General features: G+C 64.3%; 19 protein-coding genes. 3 read left to right on the top strand and 16 right to left on the bottom strand.

Annotated elements, in window-relative coordinates; translation table 11 throughout:
• Positions 1–6 precede the first annotated feature (6 nt).
• Positions 7–1,143 (top strand): 4-hydroxybutyrate dehydrogenase, encoded by a 1,137-nt coding sequence (gbd, locus tag AC07NT_RS06800; RefSeq protein ID WP_498597200.1) that lies wholly within the window; start codon positions 7–9, stop codon positions 1,141–1,143.
• 20 nt (positions 1,144–1,163) lie between these two features.
• Here gbd and AC07NT_RS06795 read toward each other — a convergent pair whose 3' ends face one another.
• The 4 genes from AC07NT_RS06795 to AC07NT_RS06780 form a co-directional block, all read right to left on the bottom strand.
• On the bottom strand, positions 1,164–1,331 hold the full coding sequence (locus AC07NT_RS06795) for a DUF3012 domain-containing protein (protein WP_498597201.1): 168 nt from the start codon (positions 1,329–1,331) through the stop codon (positions 1,164–1,166).
• 29 nt (positions 1,332–1,360) lie between these two features.
• A complete protein-coding gene (locus AC07NT_RS06790) occupies positions 1,361–2,473 on the bottom strand; it encodes a patatin-like phospholipase domain-containing protein (protein WP_498597202.1) in 1,113 nt (370 codons plus the stop codon).
• Between the two features lie 26 nt (positions 2,474–2,499).
• Positions 2,500–3,306, bottom strand: a complete 807-nt coding sequence (locus AC07NT_RS06785; protein ID WP_498597203.1) for an HDOD domain-containing protein — start codon at positions 3,304–3,306, stop codon at positions 2,500–2,502.
• Positions 3,307–3,427: 121 nt separating this feature from the next.
• On the bottom strand, positions 3,428–5,755 hold the full coding sequence (locus tag AC07NT_RS06780) for a Tex family protein (RefSeq protein WP_498597204.1): 2,328 nt from the start codon (positions 5,753–5,755) through the stop codon (positions 3,428–3,430).
• Positions 5,756–5,973: 218 nt separating this feature from the next.
• On the opposite strand from AC07NT_RS06780, the gene AC07NT_RS06775 reads away from it, so the two are divergent.
• The gene (locus AC07NT_RS06775) at positions 5,974–6,741 is read left to right on the top strand and encodes an N-acyl amino acid synthase FeeM domain-containing protein (protein WP_498597205.1); all 768 of its coding nucleotides are present in this window, start codon (positions 5,974–5,976) and stop codon (positions 6,739–6,741) included.
• Positions 6,742–6,978: 237 nt separating this feature from the next.
• Entirely contained in the window at positions 6,979–9,939 is a 2,961-nt protein-coding gene (locus AC07NT_RS06770) for a putative bifunctional diguanylate cyclase/phosphodiesterase (protein ID WP_498597206.1), read from the top strand.
• Between the two features lie 14 nt (positions 9,940–9,953).
• Here the strand turns inward: AC07NT_RS06770 and AC07NT_RS06765 are convergent, their stop codons facing one another.
• Genes AC07NT_RS06765 through AC07NT_RS06710 form a run of 12 tightly spaced genes read right to left on the bottom strand, consistent with a single transcriptional unit; the run spans position 9,954 to position 22,536 of the window.
• The gene (locus AC07NT_RS06765; RefSeq protein ID WP_498597207.1) at positions 9,954–10,862 is read right to left on the bottom strand and encodes an SDR family oxidoreductase; all 909 of its coding nucleotides are present in this window, start codon (positions 10,860–10,862) and stop codon (positions 9,954–9,956) included.
• Positions 10,859–11,815, bottom strand: coding sequence for a glutathione S-transferase family protein (locus tag AC07NT_RS06760; RefSeq protein ID WP_498597208.1), 957 nt, complete (start codon positions 11,813–11,815; stop codon positions 10,859–10,861). The genes AC07NT_RS06765 and AC07NT_RS06760 overlap by 4 nt, the downstream gene beginning before the upstream one ends.
• Entirely contained in the window at positions 11,808–12,899 is a 1,092-nt protein-coding gene (locus AC07NT_RS06755) for a fatty acid desaturase family protein (RefSeq protein WP_498597209.1), read from the bottom strand. Before AC07NT_RS06755 ends, AC07NT_RS06760 begins: the two co-directional genes overlap by 8 nt.
• An 8-nt stretch (positions 12,900–12,907) precedes the next feature.
• The gene (locus AC07NT_RS06750; protein ID WP_498597210.1) at positions 12,908–13,924 is read right to left on the bottom strand and encodes an NADP-dependent oxidoreductase; all 1,017 of its coding nucleotides are present in this window, start codon (positions 13,922–13,924) and stop codon (positions 12,908–12,910) included.
• A 20-nt stretch (positions 13,925–13,944) separates the two neighbouring features.
• Positions 13,945–14,379: a PaaI family thioesterase gene (locus AC07NT_RS06745; protein WP_498597211.1), complete on the bottom strand. Its 435-nt coding sequence runs from the start codon at positions 14,377–14,379 to the stop codon at positions 13,945–13,947.
• Positions 14,380–14,388: 9 nt separating this feature from the next.
• Positions 14,389–15,180, bottom strand: a complete 792-nt coding sequence (locus AC07NT_RS06740; RefSeq protein ID WP_498597212.1) for an SDR family oxidoreductase — start codon at positions 15,178–15,180, stop codon at positions 14,389–14,391.
• A gap of 23 nt (positions 15,181–15,203) precedes the next feature.
• Positions 15,204–15,398: a hypothetical protein gene (locus tag AC07NT_RS06735; RefSeq protein WP_498597213.1), complete on the bottom strand. Its 195-nt coding sequence runs from the start codon at positions 15,396–15,398 to the stop codon at positions 15,204–15,206.
• Positions 15,398–17,221, bottom strand: coding sequence for an acyl-CoA dehydrogenase (locus AC07NT_RS06730; RefSeq protein WP_498597214.1), 1,824 nt, complete (start codon positions 17,219–17,221; stop codon positions 15,398–15,400). Before AC07NT_RS06730 ends, AC07NT_RS06735 begins: the two co-directional genes overlap by 1 nt.
• Before the next feature lie 4 nt (positions 17,222–17,225).
• Positions 17,226–17,681 (bottom strand): PaaI family thioesterase, encoded by a 456-nt coding sequence (locus AC07NT_RS06725; RefSeq protein ID WP_498597215.1) that lies wholly within the window; start codon positions 17,679–17,681, stop codon positions 17,226–17,228.
• Between the two features lie 7 nt (positions 17,682–17,688).
• Positions 17,689–18,864: an acetyl-CoA C-acyltransferase gene (locus tag AC07NT_RS06720; RefSeq protein WP_498597216.1), complete on the bottom strand. Its 1,176-nt coding sequence runs from the start codon at positions 18,862–18,864 to the stop codon at positions 17,689–17,691.
• Positions 18,865–18,899: 35 nt separating this feature from the next.
• Complete coding sequence (locus AC07NT_RS06715) at positions 18,900–20,390, bottom strand: M20 family peptidase (protein WP_498597217.1); 1,491 nt, start codon at positions 20,388–20,390, stop codon at positions 18,900–18,902.
• A 43-nt stretch (positions 20,391–20,433) separates the two neighbouring features.
• Positions 20,434–22,536 (bottom strand): 3-hydroxyacyl-CoA dehydrogenase NAD-binding domain-containing protein, encoded by a 2,103-nt coding sequence (locus AC07NT_RS06710; protein WP_498597218.1) that lies wholly within the window; start codon positions 22,534–22,536, stop codon positions 20,434–20,436.
• Positions 22,537–22,657: the final 121 nt, after the last annotated feature.

The following is a 22,657-nucleotide window of genomic DNA, read 5'->3' as shown; positions in this document are numbered from 1 at the left end:
GGCACCATGTCCGTCATCAACTACATCACGCAGGTCCAGTTCGATTTCGGCGCGATCAAGCTGCTCAAGGCCGAGTGCGAACGCAATGGCATCACGCGCCCTCTCATCGTGACCGATGCCGGTGTCAAGGCTGCGGGTCTGTTGCAGAAGGCGCTGGATGCCCTGCCCGGCATGCGCCCGGCCGTGTTTGACCAGACCCCGTCCAATCCGAACGAGGCCGCCGTGCGGGCGGCCACCGCAATCTACCGGGCGCAGCAATGCGACGGCCTGGTGGCCGTGGGCGGCGGCAGCGCCATCGACTGCGCCAAGGGCGTGGCGATCGCCGCGACGCACGATGGCCCGCTCACGACCTACGCGACCATCGAGGGCGGTTCGACCCGTATCACCGAACGCGTGGCGCCGCTGATCGCCGTGCCGACCACGGCGGGCACCGGTAGCGAGGTGGCGCGAGGCGCCCTCATCATCGTGGACGACGGTCGCAAGCTGGGCTTCCATTCCTGGCACCTGGTGCCCAAGGCCGCGATCTGCGACCCGGAGCTCACGCTGGGACTGCCCTCCAAGCTGACGGCCGCCACCGGCATGGACGCCATTGCCCATTGCATGGAGACCTTCATGGCGCCAGCCTTCAACCCCCCGGCCGATGGCATTGCGTTGGACGGTCTGCAGCGCGCCTGGGCCCATATCGAGCGGGCGACGAGGGATGGCAGCGACCGCGAGGCGCGTCTGAACCTCATGAGCGCCTCCATGCAGGGCGCCATGGCCTTCCAGAAGGGCCTGGGCTGCGTGCATTCGCTGAGCCATAGCCTGGGTGGCATTGATCCGCGCCTGCACCATGGCACGCTCAACGCCATGTGTCTGCCGGCCGTGATCCACTTCAACGCCGGCGCCGAGTCGATCCAGAAGGAAAGCCGGCTGCTGCGCATGGCCCAGGCCATGAACCTGGACTCGGCCGGCGACATCGGACAAGCTATCCAGGACATGAACGCCCGCCTGGGCCTGCCTACGGGCCTGCGCGCCATGGGGGTGGCCGAGAGTCAGTTCGACAAGGTCATCACCGGCGCCCTGGCCGACCATTGCCACAAGACCAACCCGCGCATCGCCAGCGGGGAGGACTACCGCGCCATGCTGCAGCAGGCCATGTGAACCCGGGCATCAGCCCCGGTTCACTTGAACAGGCAGTGTTTGGCGTAGTCGGTCGCCTCGTTGGCCGTCCAGTCGCCCTTGGGCTTGTCCTGCATCTGTTCGCACCAGGCCTTGCTGCCGACTTCGGGGGTACAAGCGCTGAGCATGGCCAAAGCCATGCAGCTGATCATCAGTAGAAGTAGACGCATGTGAAAACTCCTTGCTCCCAACAAGCGGCTCAGAGCGTCTGCAGCTGCGCCGGATCCGGTTTTTCCAGCCAGGCCTGAAATTCATCGGCCAGTTGCTGACTCATCTGGACGGCGCGGCTCCAGACCTGGACACGGCCCGCCAGGTCGTTGCCGAAATGCGTGAAGTCCTTGCGGTCGGGCAGCTTGCCATTGGGCAGGCTGCGGATCCATTCGGGGTTAGGTGCCAGCAACAGCATGGTGTCCAGGTGGTGCGTAGCACGGTGGCGCCACTTGAGGGCCTTGTCCAGCCAACCCGGTACCACGGCGCGTTGGAAATGCGGGTAGAGCACCAGACCGGGCCGTTGCGCGGCATCGGGGGCAGCGGCGTAGTTCAGGTGCAGGTGGTAGTCGGTGATGCCACCGTCCCAATAGGCGCCGGGCGGTGCGCCAGGAATGTCGTGTACGGCCTTGAGCACAAAGGGAATCGAGCAACTGGCCTGCAGGGCCGGGTAGAAATTGGCCTCGTCCAGCGGTAGTTGCCGGGTGCGGTAGTCGCCCGTGGCAAAAGGCAAAGGCGCGCAGCGGCCCGCCTGGCCGGATCCACCGGGTGTGGAAAACACCACGCGTTCCAGCCAGGCCCCCATGGCACGGCGCTGCACCGTATTGCTCAGGAAGGCGCCCAGGTAACCCAGGGGCGTGCGCAGGCCATGCTCGCGCCGTAACAGGTGGCGACCGCGCGAGGTGACGACGTGCAGGCGGTAGCGTGGGTGCTGCAGCACCTCGAGGACGCGGCCGCCATAGAAACTGCGAAGGTTTCGGCCGAATTCTTCGCTGACGTGCTCTGCCGGTGGCATCTTTTGGCCGGGCTGCAGTTCGTAATGCTGGTGGATGTAGTCATGCTCCAGCCGCCTGAATGCGGCCACCGGGTCGTCCAGGCAGGCCGTGGCCATGCGCCAGGCGCCGATGGAGGCCCCCACCAGATCGACCGTCTGGGACGATTGCGGCAACCACTGGCCGAAGAGATAACGGTCCAGAGCGCCCAGGATCAGGCCCTTGGGGCCGCCGGCCGCCGCCGGAATGGTGTGTATGTGCCCGGGCAACAGGCCATGTTCGCGGATATGGGCACGGGCCGCCGGCCCGGCGTACAGACTCAATGCTTTCATGCGGGAGAAGTCGGAAGAAACAGCAATCAGGTATGCGCGGACCAGTCGAAAGGGTCCTGTTGCAGCACCATGTCGATGTCCAGGTCGAGCACCTCGCCCACTTCACCGGGGAAGCTCACGGCCAGGGCCCGTTCGTTGAGGTTGGCCTCCCTGGCGCGGGCACGCCAGCTGGCCAGGTGGATCACGCCGGCCAGGGGCTCGTAGACATTGTTGGAGAACGGCGCGTACTGGTGCTCCAGCGCGTCGACGATGGGTTGCGGAAAACGCCACTGACGGGCGTAGGCCCCGCCCACATGGGCATAGGTGTAGCCGAAACGCATGAACTCGGCCTTGGCACGCTTGAGGTCCAGCGGACCGAGTTCCTTGTTCAGCGGCGCCATTTCATCGGGCATGCCGGCGTGCATGACCAGCTCGCCGATGGCATGGATCAGCCCGCAGGTGAAGGCCGCCCCCTGGTTCTGCCGGGTCACGCCGGCCAGCGACCGGGCCAGCTTGGCCACGTTGAGGCTGTAGTTCCAGAACTGCGGCAGGTTGACGCCGGGGACACCTTTGAGCGAAGCGGCCGAAGCGGCCTCAGCCGCCATCTGGCGGATGTGGGAGAGCTCCAGGATGGCCAGCGCCTCCGCAGCGCTGTTGACCTTGCCCGTCAGCCTGAAGAAGGGGGTGTTGGCGGTCTGCAGCACGCGCGTGGTCAGCGCCGGGTCGGTGCTGATGAGCTGGGTGATGTTTTTGAGATCCGGCTCCTCGCGGTCGAGTTCGCTGAGCAACAGCGCAACCACCTTGGGGATGCTGGGCAGCACGATGGGAGAGGCCAGCAGGGCGCTCAGGTCCATGCGTCTGGTCTCCTATGCTTGTTCACTCTCATGCTGCCATTATGTCGCGCAGCCCCGTTCCCCGTCGAGAGGAAACCCTGAAACCGGTCGCTCGTGTGACCGGTTTCACCCAGTGCCGGCTTCAGCGCTTGAGCTTGGCGAAAGCCGAGGCCATGGCGGACTGAGGCGCCGGGTCGCTGGAGCGGCGCGGCTGCTGGCCCCGCCCTGCCCCTTCGTAGCGGTTCTCGCGCGGTGCGTCGCGGCGGGCCGGGGCGGCGTCGAGCTTCATGGTCAGGCTGATGCGCTTGCGTGCCACGTCCACCTCCAGCACCTTGACCTTGACGATATCGCCGGTCTTGACGACTTCGCGTGCATCGTTGACGAACTTGTTGGCCAGTTGGCTCACATGCACCAGCCCGTCCTGGTGCACGCCCAGGTCCACGAAGGCGCCGAACTGGGCCACATTGCTGACCGTGCCTTCGAGCACCATGCCCTCCAGCAGGTCCTTGATATCGTCGACACCGTCGTTGAAGCGCGCTACCTTGAAGTCCGGGCGCGGGTCGCGACCAGGTTTTTCCAGTTCGCCCAGGATGTCCTTGACCGTGATGACACCGAACTGTTCGTTGGCGAGCAGCTCGGGCTTGAGGGTTTTGAGCATCTCGGCCCGGCCCATGAGTTCGGCCACGGGCTTGCCCGTCTGCTCCATGATCTTTTCGACCACGGGATAGGTCTCGGGATGGACACCCGTCATGTCCAGGGGGTTGTCGCCGCCGCGGATACGCAGGAAACCCGCGCTCTGCTCAAAGGTCTTGGCGCCCAGGCCCGTGACCTTGAGCAGGTCCTGCCGGCTGCCGAAAGCGCCATTGGCCTCGCGCCAGCGCACCACGGCCTTGGCCACGCTGCCCGACAGGCCAGAGACACGCGACAGCAGCGGCACGCTGGCCGTGTTCAGGTCCACGCCCACCGAGTTCACGCAGTCCTCCACCACGGTGTCCAGGCTGCGCGCCAGTTCGCTCTGGTTCACATCGTGCTGGTACTGACCCACGCCGATGGACTTGGGGTCGATCTTGACCAGCTCGGCCAGCGGATCCTGCAGGCGCCGGGCGATGCTCGCCGCCCCGCGCAGGCTCACGTCCACGTCGGGCATTTCCTGGCTGGCAAATTCGCTGGCGGAATAGACCGAGGCGCCGGCTTCACTGACCACGACCTTCTCGATCTGCTTGTCAACCTTGGCCGCCAGCTTGATCAGGTCGGCCGCCAGCTTGTCGGTCTCGCGGCTGGCCGTGCCGTTGCCGATGGCAATCAGGTTTACGCCGTGTTTTTCGACCAGGCGCGCCAGGGTGTGCAGCGCACCGTCCCAATCGTTGCGGGGCTCGTGCGGGTAGACCGTGGCCGTGTCCACCAGCTTGCCCGTGGCATCGACCACGGCCACCTTGACGCCGGTGCGGATGCCCGGGTCCAGGCCCATGACCACACGAGGACCGGCCGGGGCGGCCAGCAGCAGGTCGCGCAGGTTGTCGGCGAAGACCTTGATGGCCACCTTCTCGGCCTCCTCGCGCAGGCGGGCGAAGAGGTCGCGTTCGGTGGACAGGCTGAGCTTGACGCGCCAGGTCCAGGCCACGCATTTGCGCAGCAGGTCGTCGGCCGGCCGGCCCTTGTGGCTCCAGCCCAGGTGCAGGGCGATCTTGCCCTCGGCGATCGACGGTTTGCCCGGCTCGGGTTCGACCGGCAACACCAGTTTGGCGTCCAGCATCTCCAGCGCCCGACCGCGGAAGACCGCCAGGGCGCGGTGCGAAGGCACGCGGCCGATGGGTTCGTCGTAATCGAAATAGTCGCGGAACTTGGCCACGTCGGGGTGGTTCTCGTCCTTGCCACCGGCCAGCTTGCTCTGGAACAGGCCCTCCTGCCAGAGCCACTGTCTCAGCGACTGCACCAGCGCGGCGTCCTCGGCCCAGCGTTCGGACAGCAGATCGCGCACGCCGTCGAGCACGGCGGCCACTGTGGTGAAATCGTCGCCGGCTTCGGTTTTCTCTTTCAGGACATACGCCTGGGCTTCGCGAGCCGGGTCCAGCGAGGGGTCGGCAAACAGCCGGTCGGCCAAGGGTTCGATCCCCGCCTCGCGCGCAATCTGGCCCTTGGTACGGCGCTTGGGCTTGTAGGGCAGGTAAAGATCTTCCAGCTCCTGCTTGGTCGGGGCGGCCTGCACGGCGGCACGCAACTGGGGCGTGAGCTTGCCCTGCTCTTCTATGCTTTTGAGCACGGCCGCACGGCGGTCTTCCAGTTCGCGCAGATAGGCCAGGCGGGTTTCCAGTTCCCGCAACTGGATATCGTCCAGCCCGCCAGTGACCTCCTTGCGGTAGCGGGCGATGAAGGGCACCGTAGCCCCCCCGTCCAGCAAGGCCACGGCGGCCTCGATTTGTTGTAACCGGACCTGGATTTCCTGCGCGATCTGCGCGATGATTTTCTGCATGACTCTCTGACTTTGCACCAGCCTGGGGCACGGCCCAGGCAACAAAGTCAGCGAGTGTGCCACAGCTGCAGCAGGGCTTGTCAGACAAATTCCTACAAGAAGATCAGGCGGATTCCGACTCAACTATTTAACGCTTCCATCCACGATGGAGTTGTTGAGTCTTGGGAGGCCGGCAAGTCGCTTGGCCTGACATCTTTATCGTCCATTCAGGTGCATACATGAACATTCAAAGCGTACCCCTTGCCAGTCCCGTCGTAATGGGTGAAATGCCCGCCAACGCCCCCCATGCCGCCGACATGACGGAAGAGCGGCTTCCTTTTACGGTCCGCCTGGTGCGCAACGAGGAAGATCTGAAGAAAGCGGTGCGAATCCGTCAGCAAGCCTATGCGCGCCATATGCCTGAAGTCGCCCAGGCGCTGATGGCACCCGAGCCGATGGATACGCAGGAAGGGGTCGTCGTGTTGTTGGCCGAATCCAAGGTGGATGGCTCACCGCTGGGAACGGCTCGCATCCAGACCAATCAATATCAGCCGCTGGCGCTGGAGAAATCGATTGCCCTGCCTCAATGGCTGGAAGGCAAGTCCCTGGCACATGTCAGTCGGCTGGGGATCGTGCAGGGCCACGCAGGCCGCCTCGTCAAATTGATGCTGTTCAAGGGCCTCTTCAAGTATTGGGAACAGAATGGCATCGACTGGGCCGTCGTAGCGGCGCGCACGCCCCTGGATCGCATGTATCAGCAACTGCTGTTCCAGGACGTCTACCCGGGCCAGGGCTTCACTCCCCTGCCGCATATGAACAATATCCCGCATCGCGTGATGGCCTTCGAGGTCGCCTCCGCATATGAGCGCTGGAGTCGGGCGCAGCATCCCCTGACCAAGTTCATCTTCTTCACGAACCACCCTGATCTCGACATCAACGAGGACGGGGTGGATGTTTCGCCGTCCTATATGGGCATGCAGTCGATCGCGCACGCCTACCAGGCCTAGGCCTCGCGCAACGCATTTCCGGTCTCGGCGCATATCCATAGAGGATGTGTGCGGGCGGTATTATTTTTGTAGCAAAAACATCGCATTCACTTACAAACCCATGCGAGTGGCGTTATGCTATGCCCCAAGTCGAGGGGGGTGGCAGACTGAACCGCCATCTACGATCTTCTTCGGAAGAGATGGGAGTCGTCAATGTGGGGTGCGATGGCAGAGCGCGTGCAGGACTGGAACAGATCCGTGGTCGGATCCGTTCAATATGTGCTCGATCGTTTCTTTTGGTACGCATCGGTCTATCTCATCCCCGGGGTGCTCGCCCTGGTTTCTGTCTTCGCGCTGTTTTTTTGGGACGATCTGTACAGCGCCCCGCCTGCACATCCGCTGGACCTGAGGGTACTGGTCGAGTCCGGGGCCAAGCTGGATCTGGACCAGGCGGAGCAGGAACTGAGCGGCCAGCTCCAAGTCAGGGAGCATGAAACCAAGCTGTCGGAAGCGCCAGTGTGGTTCGGCTTCTCCATCCCAGCCAAGATCGATGTTCCCGTGTATGTGGAGTTTCCCTCCCGTCATGTGATGGACATGGATTGCTGGGACGGCATCTCCAAGCAGGTCCTGGGAGACATAGACGAAAACGGCCCCATTGGTGCCTTGTCACGCGTCAAGGCCGGTTATGCGCTCAAGATTGACACACCTGGGCAGTGGGTGATCTGCAAGGCCCGCTTCCAGGGTCCGGCCAAGATGACGGCGTTACTCTGGACCACCAGCGCGCTGGATGTTTCCGTGCAGGACTTCCATCGCAAGTCTGGCCTGCTCGACGGGGGCATGCTGGTCCTGGCACTCTTTGTCTTGATCACAGCACTGATCAATCGTCAGAGTCTCTACGTCATTTTCGCGGCTTGGCTGATCGTCACATTGCGCATCAGTGCCACTTCTGCCGGCTGGGATACCCAGTGGCTGAATCACGAAGTGCCACCCGATTGGCTGGCCTTGAGCCGCTCTGTTGCGCGTGCCGTATGGGCCATCCTGACGGTGACCCTCTTCAAAGCCCTCTTGCGCGATGACCTCAAGCAGATGCGATCCGCTTTTCTGGTCCACATTGCCGAATGGTTGTGTTTCGCACTGCTGGTGGCGGCTCTGGTGCTGCCGCGTGACCAGTTTCTCAAGGTCATGTGGATTCTGGGCACGGGTGCGCTGCTGCTGCTGCTGCTGGGCTCGCTCGTGCACATCGTCCTTCGCACCCGTTCACTGGTCGCCCTTTGGTATGCGGCTGCTTTGACGATCACCCTGGTTTCCGGGTTGTCCGAGATTTTTGCGGCAGCGTTCGGGCTCAAGCAACTCGTCGGTTTTTTCAATACCGTCACTGCCGCCCTGGCCTCTGCCCTGCTCGCCTCCCTGGCCATCGCCGCCCAGATGCGCCAGGAACATGGCGCACGCCTCGCGGCCCAGGCTCAGTTGCAGCACACCTACGACGCCATCCCCATCGGCATGTTCACGCTGGACCTCCATGGCCGCTTCACGAGCATCAACCCGGCCCTGCGCAAGATGCTGGGACCGCGCGCCTTCAAGACGACGCATAACACCTGGCAGCAGTATTTCGGCGCTGATATCTGGCAGGCGCTGCTCGATCTGGCACAGCACCGGCCCGACGGTGAGATCGAGATCCGCAGCCAGATGGACGTGACCGGTTATGAGGCGCCCCGGCGCTACCTGGTCAAGGCGGCGCTCTCGGGTGAAAAGATCGAAGGGTCGCTGCAGGACGTGACCGACAAGTCCATCGCGGCCGAAGAGCTCAATTTCCTCGCCGACAACGATGCCCTGACCAAGGTGCTGAATCGCCGCGGCGTCGAGAAAGCCTTCTATGAGGCGGTGGCGGCAGTGGATGCAGCCCATCCCCTGGCCTTGGCCTACCTGGACCTGGACCGTTTCAAGCTCATCAACGATCTGTACGGCCACAACGCCGGCGACGAAGTCTTGCGCCAGGTCTGTCACCGCGTCAACAGCCTGCTGGCGGCCAACATGCGGCTGGGACGTGTCGGAGGCGACGAATTCGTCATCCTGCTGCCGGACACGCGCATGCCGCTGGCCACGGTGATTTCCCGCGGCATCATCGACAGCATTGACGAGAAGCCCTTCCGCGTCGGCGAGAAGGCCTTTTACGTGCGCGGCTCCATCGGCCTGATCGAGGTCAGCCCGGGCGCACAGTTCAAGGAGGTTCTTTCCACGTCCGATCGCGCCTGCCGCGATGCAAAGACGGGACAATACCGCGGACTGGTCGTGTACGAGCAGGATTCCATTGCTTTCAAGGAACATCAGGCCGAAATGCGGTTGATCGGCGAGATATCCGCCAGCGACACCATCGCTGGCCTGTACCTGGAGATGCAGCCCATCATGTCGCTCACGCGTCCGAACGATGCGCTGAATTTCGAAGTCCTGCTGCGCATGCGTGATGCACAAGGCCAGCTGGTGCCAGTCAGTCGTGTCATCGCCGCTGCCGAAGACAGCGGACGCATGAGCAAGATCGACCGCTGGGTGCTGACCACCAGCCTGGCCTGGCTGGACGAGAACCGGGGCCGGCTGCAGCGCACGCAATTCGTCTGCATCAACCTCAGCGGCGCTTCTCTCAATGACGAGGAGTTCATGCAGGAGGTGTTCGACATGCTGCGCCGGAGTAGCCATATCTCCAGCTTCCTGTGCATCGAAATCACCGAGAGCATCGCCCTGCACGACCTGAAGAATACGCGTCGTTTCATCGACCGGGTGCGCGGTTATGGCGCCCGGGTGGCCCTGGACGATTTCGGTGCCGGCTACACGTCTTTCTCCTACCTCAAGGAACTGCCGGCCGACCTGCTCAAGATCGACGGAAGCTTTGTCGTGAACATGAACCAGCACCCGGCCAACGTCTCCATCGTCGAGGCCATCGTCAACCTGGCACGCAACCTGGGCATGAAGACCATTGCCGAATGGGCCGAGGACGCCGCCACGGTACAGGCCCTGGCCGAAATCGGGGTGGACTATGTGCAGGGTTATGCAGTGGCACGTCCCATGGCACCCGAGAAACTGCTGGAGGTCACCTCTGCGGCCGGGTTCATCAAGAACGTCGAGCTGCTGCAGTTCGTCGAGGCACAGGACCGGCAGAACAACCCGCTGGCCCAGCTGGATCTTCTGCTGGACAGCGACAAGCAATCGCCACCCAAGATCCACTAGCCATCCGGGCCGCCTCAGCCCGCTGCGCGTAGCGCCTTGCGCAGTTCCTCGCCTATCTCGGGCTTGGCGGCAAAGGGGTCGGTCGGGTTGCGGGCTTGCATGATGTCCTCCAGCCGGGTCTGCACCGAGGCGATGGCCTTGGGATGGCTGTAGATGTAGAACTGCCCGGCCGTCATGGCCTTGAATACCAGTTCTGCCACTTCGGCTGCCGTCACCTTGCCTGAAGTCACTGCCTTGGTGTTCATGGCCTGTCCGATCAGCTGGCTGCGCGTGGGCTTGGCCGTGGCCAGCTCGCCCGGCCGGTTGCGTTCGCTGTTCTGGATGCCAGTAGGAACGAAGAAGGGGCAAAGCACCGAAGCGCGGACCTGATCGGTCACCAAGGCCAGGTCCTGGTACAGCGTCTCGCTGAGCGAGACCACCGCATGCTTGCTGACGTTGTAGACACCCATGTTCGGCGGGTTCAGCAACCCGGCCATGCTCGCGGTGTTCACGATGTGGCCGCGGTAGGCCGGGTCCTTCCGGGCGGCCTCCAGCATCATGGGCGTGAACAGGCGTACGCCGTGGATCACCCCCCAGAGGTTGACACCCAGCACCCAACGCCAGTCCTGGACCGAGTTTTCCCAGATCAGGCCGCCCGCGCCGACACCGGCGTTGTTGAAGACAAAATGCGGGGCACCAAAACGCTCTTGCGTGCGCTGCGCCAGGTGTTCCATCTGTGCCGCATCGGACACATCGAGCTGTTGGGCCAGCACTTCGGCACCGGCGGCTTTCAACTCGGCCGTAGCGCGGTCCAGCGCGTCCTGCTGCACATCGGCCAGCACCAGTTTCATGCCCAGTCGGGCACCGATGCGCGCGCATTCGAGGCCGAAGCCGGAGCCGGCCCCCGTCAACACAGCCGTCTTGCCGGCGAAATCCTTGATCATGTCTCTTCCTTTTTGAGTACGTAGCCGATGCGGGGGAAATGGACGTGGACCACGCCGGCACGTTCATCGACGCGGCGGATCGTGTAATGCATGCGGGTGGCGGCCACCAGCACGCCGCTGCTGGGTTCGGGGCCGAAACTGTCGCTGGCGATGCGGACCTGGCTGCCCAGGGGAATACCGTGCTCGTCCTGGAAGGGCTGTTCAGCCAGAACGGCACCTTGATCCGCGGACGCAGCACACAGCGCAATCGCTGCCCCGGCATCGATGTCAGTGCGAGGCCCACCATGGCCTAGGGCTGCCATGCGGTCCATCCAGGCCAGCACAACAGGTGTTGCGTCCAGGATGCCGGCCATCACGCTGGTCTGTGTGCGCGTGAACCACAGCGGGTGATAGGCGGAGAAGTCGGCGATACAAGGTGCACTGCCCAGCAGGTAAGGTTGCGCGTCCAGCATCGAGGCCAGGCGGCGCAAGTAGCTCTTGTAGGCGGCAGCGGCATCGGCTGGCGGGTTGCGGGGAACAGCCACGCGCATCTTGCTGCGGTCTTCGCCGAAGGCTTTGGCCTGCGGCCCCCATTGCTCGGGGGTGCCGCCGCCAAACATCTGCGCCGCACCTGCCGGACTGAAGTTCCAGGCCATGGCGGCCCAGAACAGCTTGTCGTCGGCCCATTGGGCCAGGACCCGGGCCAGGCCTTTCTGGTTCGCGGGGTAGAGCGGGGGCTCGGGCTGCAGATGTTCCAGCACGTCGCAGATCAGGGCTGTGTCGCAATAGATATGCGAACCGATCTGCAGGAAAGGCGTCTTGCGGTAGCCGCCGGTCAGGGCCACCACGTCCGGCTTGGGCAGCATCCTGGGCACGGTGACGGAGGACCAGGCCAGCCGCTTCCAGTCCAGGATCAGGCGGATCTTTTCCGAGAAAGGCGATGTAGGGTAATGGTGCAGGATCAGTTCAGCCACGGGCTTTCCTTGGTGCAAAAATCTGGGACCAGGTCTCACGGAGGTCGCGCACCTCAGCCTCGGTCAGTGCATTTTTCTCTTCCAGCAAGCGGTGCAGCTGTGGCAAGTTGTAATGGGGCACCGCCGGGTACAGGTGGTGTTCCAGGTGGTAGTTCACGTGGTGCGGGAACAGGAAAAAGCGCCCGATCCAGTTGCCTGCGCTGCCCCAGGTCCGGTTGGTCCGCGCAGCCGCCAGCGGCGAAGTCAGGTCGCTCACCGCGCCGTGTTCGCAAATGGCGCGCAGGCGCAGGATGGGCTGCAGCGTCGTGAGCAAAGGGAGGGCCCACAGGGCCAGGTAGATCAGCAGGCCATCGAGGCCACCGATCAGCGCGGCGCACGCCGGTGCTAGCAGATGAAAGGCCACCACGCCCCAGCGATCGCGCCGGGCTGCGGCGCGCAGCTGTGGCGAGGTGTCGTCCAGCGGAGAGATGCGGCGCTTCGTGTCTTCGTTGATCGCGGGGGAGCCGAAGAAGTAGGCGTAGGTCTTCCAGGCGTTCCAACCGATCAGGTCCTGCGCCAACTTCTTCCACAGGTAGGCCTTGCCGCGCGGGTAGCCGCCGTGGATGGCCGTATCCGGATCCTCGGGGCCATAGAGGTTGTTGTGGTGCAGGCGATGGGTGACCCGGTAGGTGCACATGGAGACACCGCCGCTCATGCCGATCAGACGACCCAGCAAATCGTTGAGGGTGCGACTGGTGAGAAGGCGGTAGTGGGCCGCTTCGTGCGCCAGGATGAACAGGCCGTGCTGGGCCACGCCGATCAGCACCAGGCCGGCCAATCCGCCGGCCCACCACAGCGGCGTCGGCCATGCGCCCACGGCCAAGGCCATGCCGGATGAAGCCAGCAGCAGGGTCTGCGCAACGGCCAGCATGGACCGGCTGTCCGAGAGCGCGGTCAGCGGTGCCAGTTCCTCGGCGGACAGCAGGCGCCGTGCCTGGACATTGCGGCTGCCCGGCGCGCGCAGGTCGTCACGAAACTCCTCGCCCGCTCTGGCGAGGGACCGCCCTGCTCCATCGCCTTGCTGCGGATGAGGAGCATGGTTCATGGCGTCGCCTAGATCAGTTTGACGAGCTGCTTGCCGAAGTTCTTGCCCTTGAGCAGGCCTAGGAAAGCTTCGGGTGCGGCCTCCAGACCCTGCGCCACGCTCTCGCGCGGACGCAGCTTGCCCGTACCGACCAGCATGCCCAGTTCCTTGAGCGCCTCGGGCCAGATGTCCATGTGCTCGCTGACGATGAAGCCTTCGATCTTGAGACGGTTGACAAGGATCAGCGCGGGGTTGGCCAGGGGCATGGGCTGGCCATCGTAGCCCGCGATCATGCCGCAGACCGCGATGCGGCCGAAGGCGTTCATGCGCAATAGCACGGCGTCCAGCACCATGCCGCCCACGTTCTCGAAATAACCGTCGATGCCATTGGGACAGGCCTGCTTGAGCGCCTTGGACAAAGAACCCGCATCCTTGTGCTGCTTGTAGTCGATGCAGGCGTCGAAGCCCAGCTCATTGACCGCATAGTCGCACTTGTCCTTGCCGCCGGCAATGCCCACCACGCGGCAGCCGCGCGCCTTGGCCAGTGCGCCATAGGCACTGCCCACGGCACCGGTAGCGGCGCTGACCACCATGGTCTGGCCGGCCTTGGGATCGATGATCTTGACCAGACCGTACCAGGCCGTTACGCCGGGCATGCCCACCGCGCCCAGGTAGTGGCTCAGCGGCACATGGGTGGTGTCCACCTTGCGCACGGCGCCAGGCTGGTTGGCGTCGACCACGCTGTATTCCTGCCAGCCGCCCATGCCCACGACTTTGTCACCGGCGGCGAACTTGGGGTGGCGGCTTTCGACGATTTCGCCGACGGTGCCGCCGATCATGACCTCACCCAGCGGCTGCGGCTGGGCGTAGCTCTTGCTGTCGTTCATACGGCCGCGCATGTAAGGGTCCAGGCTCAGATAGTGGTGACGTACCAGTACCTGGCCATCCTGCAGGGCGGGCGTCTGGGTGGTGACGAGCTTGAAGTTGCTCGTGGTGGCTTCGCCCTCGGGGCGGTTGTCGAGCAGGATTTGGCGGTTGCTGGGCATGGTGTGTCTCTCTGTCTGTGTCAATCGGTGGAAATCACGTTAAGCGCGTTGCTTTCCCTGGGGCCGGTCGGCAGGCGCTTGACGTACTTGAAGGTGCCGGTGGCATGGGCGCAGGCCCTGCCCTCGGCGTCATACAGCGTGGCTTCGGTGAAGGCCAGCGTTGCGGTGCGGTGGATCAGCCGGCCCTTGGCCGTGAGCTTGCCGCGTGCGGCCTGCATGAAGCTGGTTTTCATCTCGATGGTGACGACACCCATCTCGGGCTGCACGCTGCGTGCGGCCGTGGCCATGGCCACGTCCATCAGCGTCATGGTGGCGCCGCCGTGTGTGACGGCGAAGGAGTTCAGGTGCTCGGGTCTGGCTTCGTAGTGCAGCTCAGACTGGCCATTCTCGAAGCGCTCCAGGGTGAAGCCCAGGTGATCGACAAAGGGGACGCGCACGCCAAAAGGAATCGACATACAGGCTCCTCAACCTCCGGTCACGCAGCTCACGCCGCCATCCACGGCCAGCCACTGGCCGGTGATGTGCTTGCCGGCGGCCGAGGCGTAGAGCACGCACAGGCCCTTGAGATCCTCGTCGTCGCCCAGGCGCTGCAACGGTGCGTGTTTCTTCAGGTTCTCCTCACCCCAGGCGGCCAGGGTACCGGCTGTCATCTTGCTCGGGAAAAACCCCGGGCAGATGGCGTTGACGTTGATGCTGTATTTACCCCATTCGGCTGCCAGCGCGCGCGTGAAGTTGATCACGGCCCCCTTGGAGGTGTTGTAGGCGATCGTGGTCATCTCGGGCGGGTTGCCGCCCAGGCCGGCTATGGAAGCCACGTTGATGATGCGGCCCGTCTTGCGCGGGATCATGCTCTTCTTGCCGATCACCTGGCTCAGGATGAAGTAACCACGGATGTTGAGGTTCATCACCTTGTCCCAGGCGGGGATCGGGTGGTCTTCGGCGGGTGCCCCCCAGGCAGCACCGGCGTTGTTGACCAGGATGTCCACCCCGCCCATGCGATGCATGGTCTCATCGGCCAGGCGATGGATGTCCTCCTCCCGGGCGCAGTCCGCGGCGATCCAGCGTGCGTCGATACCGGCGGCCTGAAGGTCGGCCACGGCCACCTCCAGTTCCTCGGCCTTGCGGGCGCTGAGCATCACGCGCGCACCGGCTTCGCCCAGCGCCTGGGCCAGTTGCAGGCCCAGGCCGCGCGAGCCGCCGGTGATCAGGGCGGTCTTGCCCTTGAGGTCGAAAAGTTGCTGAATGCTGCGTGTCATGGTCTTCTGCCTTGGTTCCTCGGTTATTTCATGCGTGAACGGACCCAGATCAGCAGGGCCCCGATGCTGGCGACGATGGTGCCGCAGATCTGGAAGGTATCGGCCAGCAGCCTGTCATACCGCTGAAGGAACATGCCCAGTACCAGCGTCAGCAGACCGCCGTAGACCAGGATCCAGACCAGCCGCTCGACGCGGAGTTTGTTGATTTCGCTTGCCATCAGAACGCCTCTTCGGGAAATTCCGCACACGTCATGTCACGGGATTCCACCACCTTAAGCCAGGCGCCGATTTTCGGCAATTCATATCGGAAGAAATACCGGGCTGACAACAGGCGGCCGCGGTTGCCCGCATCCTGTGCACCGGCTTGCGACACCAACGCGACCTCCAGCCAGATCCAGGCCAGCACGGTGTGGCCGAAAGCCTGCAGATACGGCACGGCGTTGGCCAGGGCCTCGGCGGGTTGGCCCGTGGACCATGCCGCTTGCGTGGCCGCGCCGACTTGTTGCAAGGCCTGGGCCAACTGGGTCGCGTACGGCGCCAGTTCGGCCTGTTGCCGGGCGCGGGCGATGGTCGCTGTCATGCGACCCGCCAGCAGTTGCAGGCCACGCCCCTCCTCCATCAGCACTTTGCGCCCCAGCAGGTCCAGGGCCTGGATGCCGTGCGTGCCCTCGTGGATCATGTTGAGGCGATTGTCGCGCCAGTACTGCTCCACCGGGAAGTCGCGTGTGTAGCCGTAACCACCGTGGATCTGGATGGCCAGGGAATTCGCCTCCAGGCACCATTCGCTGGGCCAGCTCTTGGCGATGGGCGTCAACACCTCCAGCAGCAGGCGCGCTTCATCGGCAGCAGCAGGTGCACCCGTATGCTGCTCGTCGATCAGGCGTGCGCAATAGAGCTGCAGCGCCAGCGACCCTTCGCACCAGGCTTTCTGGGCCAGCAGCATGCGCTTGATGTCGGCGTGCTCGATGATGCGGATCTGGGGCTTGGCGGCGTCTTTCCCGTCGGGTCCGATCGGTCGCCCTTGCGGCCGGTTTTTTGCGTAGTCCAGCGAGGCCTGATAACCCGCCATGCCCAGCATGGTGGCCGCCATGCCGATGCCGATACGTGCCTCGTTCATCATGTGGAACATGCAGCGCAGGCCCTGGCCGGGCTGGCCCACGAGGTAGCCGATCGCACCCGTTCCGCCCCGCACGGGGTATTTGCCCTCGCCGAAATTCAGCAGCGTGTTCGTCGTGCCGCGCCAGCCGCATTTGTGGTTCAGGCCGGCCAGGGCCACATCGTTGCGCTCCCCGGTCAGCTGGCCCTGCGTGTCCACCAGCTTCTTGGGGACGACGAAAAGCGAAATGCCGCGCGTGCCCGGCACGGGCTTGCCGTCGGGGCCCGGGATCTTGGCCAGCACCAGGTGAATGATGTTCTCGGTCAGCTCATGCTCGCCGGCCGAGATCCACATCTTGTTGCCCTTGAGACGGTAACGCGGACCGAGCGGATCGTTCTGGAAATCAGAGCCATCGGGTACGGCACGCGTGGCGATGTCGCTCAAGGACGAGCCGGCCTGCGGCTCGGAGAGGCACATGGTGCCCGAGAAGCGCCCTGCGAACTCGTTCTTGGCAAAGACTTCCTTCTGCAGATCCGTGCCGTGCGCCATCAGCAGGTTGGCATTGCCGGAGGTCAGCAGGCCCGAGCCTATGCTGACCGAGGCCATGGCAAAAAAGGAATTGGCCGCCGCCTCCACCGTGTAGGGTAGCTGCATGCCACCCACCTCGTAGTCCTGCGCGGCACTGAGCATGCCCGAGGCGGCGTAGGCTTTCTGGGCGTCGTGGGTGGCCTGCGGCAGGATCACCCGCTCGCCGTCGAAACGCGGCTCCTCGATGTCGACCGTGCGGTTGAAGGGCGCGTATTTCTCGCGCGCGATGCGTTCGCAGGTGTCGAGCACGGCGTCGTAGGTTTCACGGTTATGGTCGGCGAAACGCTCGCGCTGGTTCAACGCATCAGCGGCCAGCCACTGGTAGAGCAGGAAGTCGAGGGTCTGGCGATAGCTCATGAAGTCATTCCGAAGGCTGGGCGGGCAGCGCGGTGATCGTGCCCTGGGCGATCGCGCAGAGCTTTTCCGCGCCATCCTTCACCACGAACACGTCACAGCGACAGACCGCCTGGTTCTTGCCTTGATGCACGGCGTGGGCACGCGCGATCAGACGCTCGCCCACGGCGGGCCGCAGGTAGTTGATCTTGAATTCGGAGGTCACCACCGGCACGCGCATGGCGGTGCCGCCGGCATAGGTCAGCGCGTTATCGGCGGCGTAGCTGACCACGCCCCCGTGCACGAAACCGTGCTGCTGGCGGATGGCCTCCGTGACGGGCACGTGCAGTTCGCATTGTCCCGGCGAGAGCGCGTGCAATTGCGCACCGATCAGCACGCTGAAGGGCTGACTCGCCAGCACTTCCCGCCCCATCGCCAGGAACGCCTCGGGCGAGACGGTCAATGGCGGGGGTGTGGTGCCCATGGCCAGCTCAGAGGACTTCGAACACACCGGCTGCGCCCATGCCGCCGCCGATGCACATGGTGACCACCACGCGCTTGGCGCCGCGGCGTTTGCCCTCGATCAGTGCATGACCGGTCAGGCGCTGGCCGCTCACGCCATAGGGATGGCCCACGGCGATCGCGCCGCCGTTGACGTTCAGGCGATCCGCCGGGATGCCCAGTTTGTCGCGGCAGTAGAGCACCTGTACGGCAAAAGCTTCGTTGAGTTCCCAAAGATCGATATCGCTGACCTTCAGGCCCAGGCGCTTGAGCACCTTCGGGACCGCAAAGACCGGGCCAATGCCCATCTCGTCGGGCTCACAACCCGCCACGGCAAAACCGAGGAAACGGCCCAGGGGCTTGAAACCACGCTGGCTTGCCAGCTCTTCGCTCATGAGCACGCAGGCACCGGCGCCGTCGGAAAACTGGCTGGCATTCCCGGCCGAGATCACGCCGCCAGGCATGGCCGGCTTGATACCGCTGATGCCCTCTTTCGTGGTGCCTTCGCGCAGACCTTCGTCCGCGCTCACCGTGACCTTCTTGGTGATCAGGCCCAGAGTCTTGTCGGCCACGCCGGCCGTCACGGTGATGGGGGCGATCTCGGCCGCGAACAGGCCGGCAGCCTGGGCGGCGCAAGCCTTCTGCTGGCTGGCGGCGCCGTACTCGTCCATCACGTCGCGACCGATGTTGTAACGCTTGGCCACCTGCTCGGCGGTCTGCAGCATGTTCCAGTAGATCTCGGGCTTGGCCTTGAGCAGGGCCGGGTCGGTGATCATGTGGCGGTTGGCCTCGTTCTGCACGCAGGAGATGCTCTCCACGCCGCCGGCCACGTAGACATCGCCCTCGCCGGCGATGATGCGTTGCGCGGCCATGGCGATGGTCTGCAGGCCCGAGGAACAGAAGCGGTTGACCGTGACACCCGATACCGTGACCGGGCAGCCCGCAGCCAGCGCGATCTGACGCGCGATGTTGGAGCCCGTGGCGCCTTCGGGTGTGGCGCAGCCCATGAGCACGTCATCTACTTCACCGGCGTCGATGCCGGCGCGCTGGATGGCGTGCTGTACGGCATGGCCACCCAGGGTGGCGCCGTGGGTCATGTTGAAAGCGCCCTTCCAGCTCTTGGCCAGGGGAGTGCGTGCGGTGGAAACGATAACGGCGTTCGTCATGGTGAGGTCTTTCTGGCTAAAGGTTCGATGCGGGTTCAGGGCGTCTCGGGCCGCGAGGCATTCCGCAACAGCTGGTGATAAAACTGGATGGCTTCGACATAGTTGGCGACCGAGATGCGCTCGTCGGTGCCATGGAAGCGGGTCAGGTCCTCGGGCCGGGCGCGCACCGGCGAGAAGCGGTAGATCTGCCCCGACAGCCCGGTGTAATGGCGCGAGTCGGTGGCCGCGATCATCAGGCCGGGGGCCACCACCGTGCCGGGAAACACCTCGCGCACCGTGCGACCCAGCAGGCGGTATCCCGGGCTGACGATGGGCGACACCGGGGAGGCTTCGTTGGCCCACTCGCGGGGCTTGACGCTGATGGCCTCGTTGCCGATGGCCTGTTTCACATGGTCCTGCACACCGGCCACGGTGTCACCCGGCAGGAGCCGGAAGTTGACCACGGCCTCGGCGTGACCGGGCAGCACGTTGTCCTTGTTGCCGGCCTGGAAGATGGTCAGCGCCGTAGTGGTGCGCAACATGGCATGGCTGCTCGGGCTTTTCTCCAGCTGCGCCTGCACCAGGGGGCGGAACAGCCACAGATTGGACAGCAGCACACGGTTCATGCCCGTCATCTCCGGCGCCAGCGTATCGAACATGTCCAGCGCCACGCCTCGGATGGCGGCCGGCATCTGCCGGTCTTCCAGACGGGCCAGGGCTGTACTCATCATGCCGATGGCAGTGTGCGCCGGCGGCATGGAGGAATGCCCGGGCGAGGTGTCCAGACTGATCTGGTAGGAGGCATAACCCTTCTCCGCCACGCCAATGAGCGCCGCCGGCTGGTTCAAGCCGGGCAGCACGCCCTGGGTGATCACGAGGCCTTCGTCCAGCACAAAGTCCAGCTGGACACCGCGGGATTTCAGCAGCGCAGCGATGGCCAGGGCGCCCCGGCGCCCCCCCACCTCTTCGTCCGCGCCGGCGATCAGGTAGACCGTCTGGCGCGGCTGGAAACCGGCGCCCAGCAGCATTTCGACGGCTTCCAGCTGGGACATCAGGTTGCCCTTGTTGTCCCAGGCGCCGCGGCCCCAGACATAACCGTCACGGATCTCGCCGGCAAAAGGTGGTACTTGCCACTTGCTCTCGGTCCCGGAAGCGATGGGCACCACATCCTGGTGCGCCATCAGCGCAACAGGCTTGGCCAGCGGGTCACTGCCCGGCCAGGTGTAGAGCAGCGACAGACCGCCCACGAGTTCGCGCTTGAGCTGGGTGTGCAGGCGCGGGAAGGACCGCGCCAGGAAGGCGTGGAACTTCTCGAACTCCTCGCGGTTCAGCGCCGGGTCGCTCTCGCTGGAGACGGTACGGAAGCGCACAGCCGCCCCCAGACGGGAGGCCGCCAGCGCCGCATCCACCCGGGCCGGCTCGATGGCCCCCACCGCGATCTGCCGCGACGGCGTCAGCCAAGTCTTGCCAGCCACCGCCAGTGCAAGCACGGCGATGAGCAGCGAGAGGGCCAGCAGGCCGCGGCGCATGATTTTTCCGCTGTTCATGGCTCAGTTTCAGCGTCCGTTCAACAAGGCAGCTGGTCTGCGCTCAGCCGTTGAAGCTCTTGCCTTCGGCCACCAGCCTGGCCAGCAACGGCGCCGGCTGCCAGAACTTGGCGTCGTCCAGCGGGTTCTGCGCAAAGCGTTGCATGCTCTGGACCACGTTGAACAGGCCGATGGTGTCGGCGTACTGCATGGGGCCGCCGCGATGGATGGGAAAGCCGTAGCCGGTCAGGTAGACCATGTCGATGTCGCTGGCGCGCGAGGCAATGCCCTCCTCCACGATATGCGCCCCCTCGTTGACCAGGGCGTAGACCAGGCGCTGAACGATCTCTTCGTCGGAGATCTTGCGCGGCGTGATGCTCATGTCCTTGCGGTGCTTCTCGATCATCTCCACCACGACCGGGCTGGGGATGGCGTCGCGCTTGCCCGGCTTGTAGTCGTACCAGCCGGCGCCGGTTTTCTGGCCGTAACGGCCCATCTCGCACAGGAGGTCGGCGGTCTTGCTGTATTTCATGCCCGGCTTTTCCACGTAACGACGCTTGCGGATGGCCCAGCCGATGTCATTGCCAGCCAGGTCACCCATGCGGAAGGGGCCCATGGCGAAGCCGAATTTCTCGACCGCCTTGTCGACCTGCTCTGGCGTGGCGCCCTCCTCGATCAGGAAACCGGCCTGGCGGCTGTATTGCTCAATCATGCGGTTGCCGATGAAACCGTCGCAGACACCGGAGACCACGGCGGTCTTCTTGATGGTCTTGGCCACGGCCATCACGGTGGCCAGCACGTCCTTGCCGGTCTTGGCGCCGCGGATCACTTCCAGCAGCTTCATGACGTTGGCGGGACTGAAGAAATGCAGGCCCACCACGTCCTGCGGACGCTTGGTGAAGGAGGCGATCTTGTTGACGTCCAGCGTGGAGGTGTTGGAGGCCAGGATGGCGCCGGGTTTCATGACCTCGTCCAGCTTCTTGAACACGGTCTCCTTGACACCCATCTCCTCGAAGACAGCCTCGATCACGAGATCGGCGTCCTTGAGGTCGTCGTAGTTCAGCGTGGTCGACAGCAGCGCCATGCGCTGCTCGTACTTGTCCTGCTTCAGTTTGCCCTTGGTGACCTGGGCTTCGTAGTTCTTGCGGATGGTGGCCAGGCCGCGGTCCAGCGCTTCCTGTTTCATCTCCAGCATTTTCACGGGAATGCCGGCGTTCAAGAAATTCATGGTGATGCCGCCACCCATGGTGCCCGCGCCGATGACGGCCACAGCCTTGATCTCGCGTTTCGGGGTGTCTTCCGGCACATCCGGAATCTTGGAGGCGGCGCGTTCTGCGGCGAAGATGTGGCGCAGTGCGCGGCACTCAGGGGTCCACATCAGGTTGATGAAGATCTCGCGCTCGTAGAGCAGACCTTCGTCGAATTTCTTCTTGGTGGCGGCTTCCACGGCGTCCACACACTTGAGCGGGGCTGGGAAATTCTTGGACATGCCGCCCACCATATTGCGGGCGAACTGGAAATAGGCGTCTCCCAGCGGGTGCTTGGCCGGCAGGTTGCGCACCAGAGGCAGCGGGCGCACGTCGGCCTTTTCCTGGGCCAGGGCAATCGCTTCGTCCAGCAGTGTTTCGTTGGACTTGGCCAGTTTGTCGAAGAGCTTCTGGCCGGGCACCATGGCCAGCATCTCGCTGGGCACGGGCTCGCCGCTGACGATCATGTTCAGCGCGGGCTCCACACCCAGGGCGCGCGGCAAACGCTGCGTGCCACCGGCTCCAGGGATCAGACCGAGTTTGACTTCAGGCAGGGCCACCTTGCAGCCCGGTGCAGCGATGCGGTAATGGCAGCCCAGGGGCAGCTCCAGGCCCCCTCCCATGGCGATGGTGTGCATGGCGGCCACCACGGGCTTGGCCGAGTTCTCGATGGCCAGGATGACGCTCAGCAGATTGGGTTCCTGCAGGGCCTTGGGGGTACCGAATTCCTTGATGTCCGCACCGCCCGAGAAGGCCTTGCCGGCGCCGGTGATGACGACGGCCTTGACTTTGCCGTCGGCGTTGGCCTTGGCCAGCGCCTCAGTGATGCCCTTGCGGGTTTCATAGCCCAGGCCGTTGACGGGCGGGTTGTTCAGCGTGATCACGGCGACGTCGCCATGCACCTTGTATTCAGCGCTCATGCTTGCGTTCCTCGGGTGGTTCAGAAAATAGAACGATCGTTCGATTTTTGATTGTAGAAGGTTTATGTTGCGATGCAACGAGGGTTTGTCACCGCTGGGACAAACCCCCTGAAACCCGGCC

This window comes from Hylemonella sp. GW821-FHT10B10 (assembly GCF_059415585.1).
This window is presented reverse-complemented; position numbering and strand designations above follow the sequence as displayed.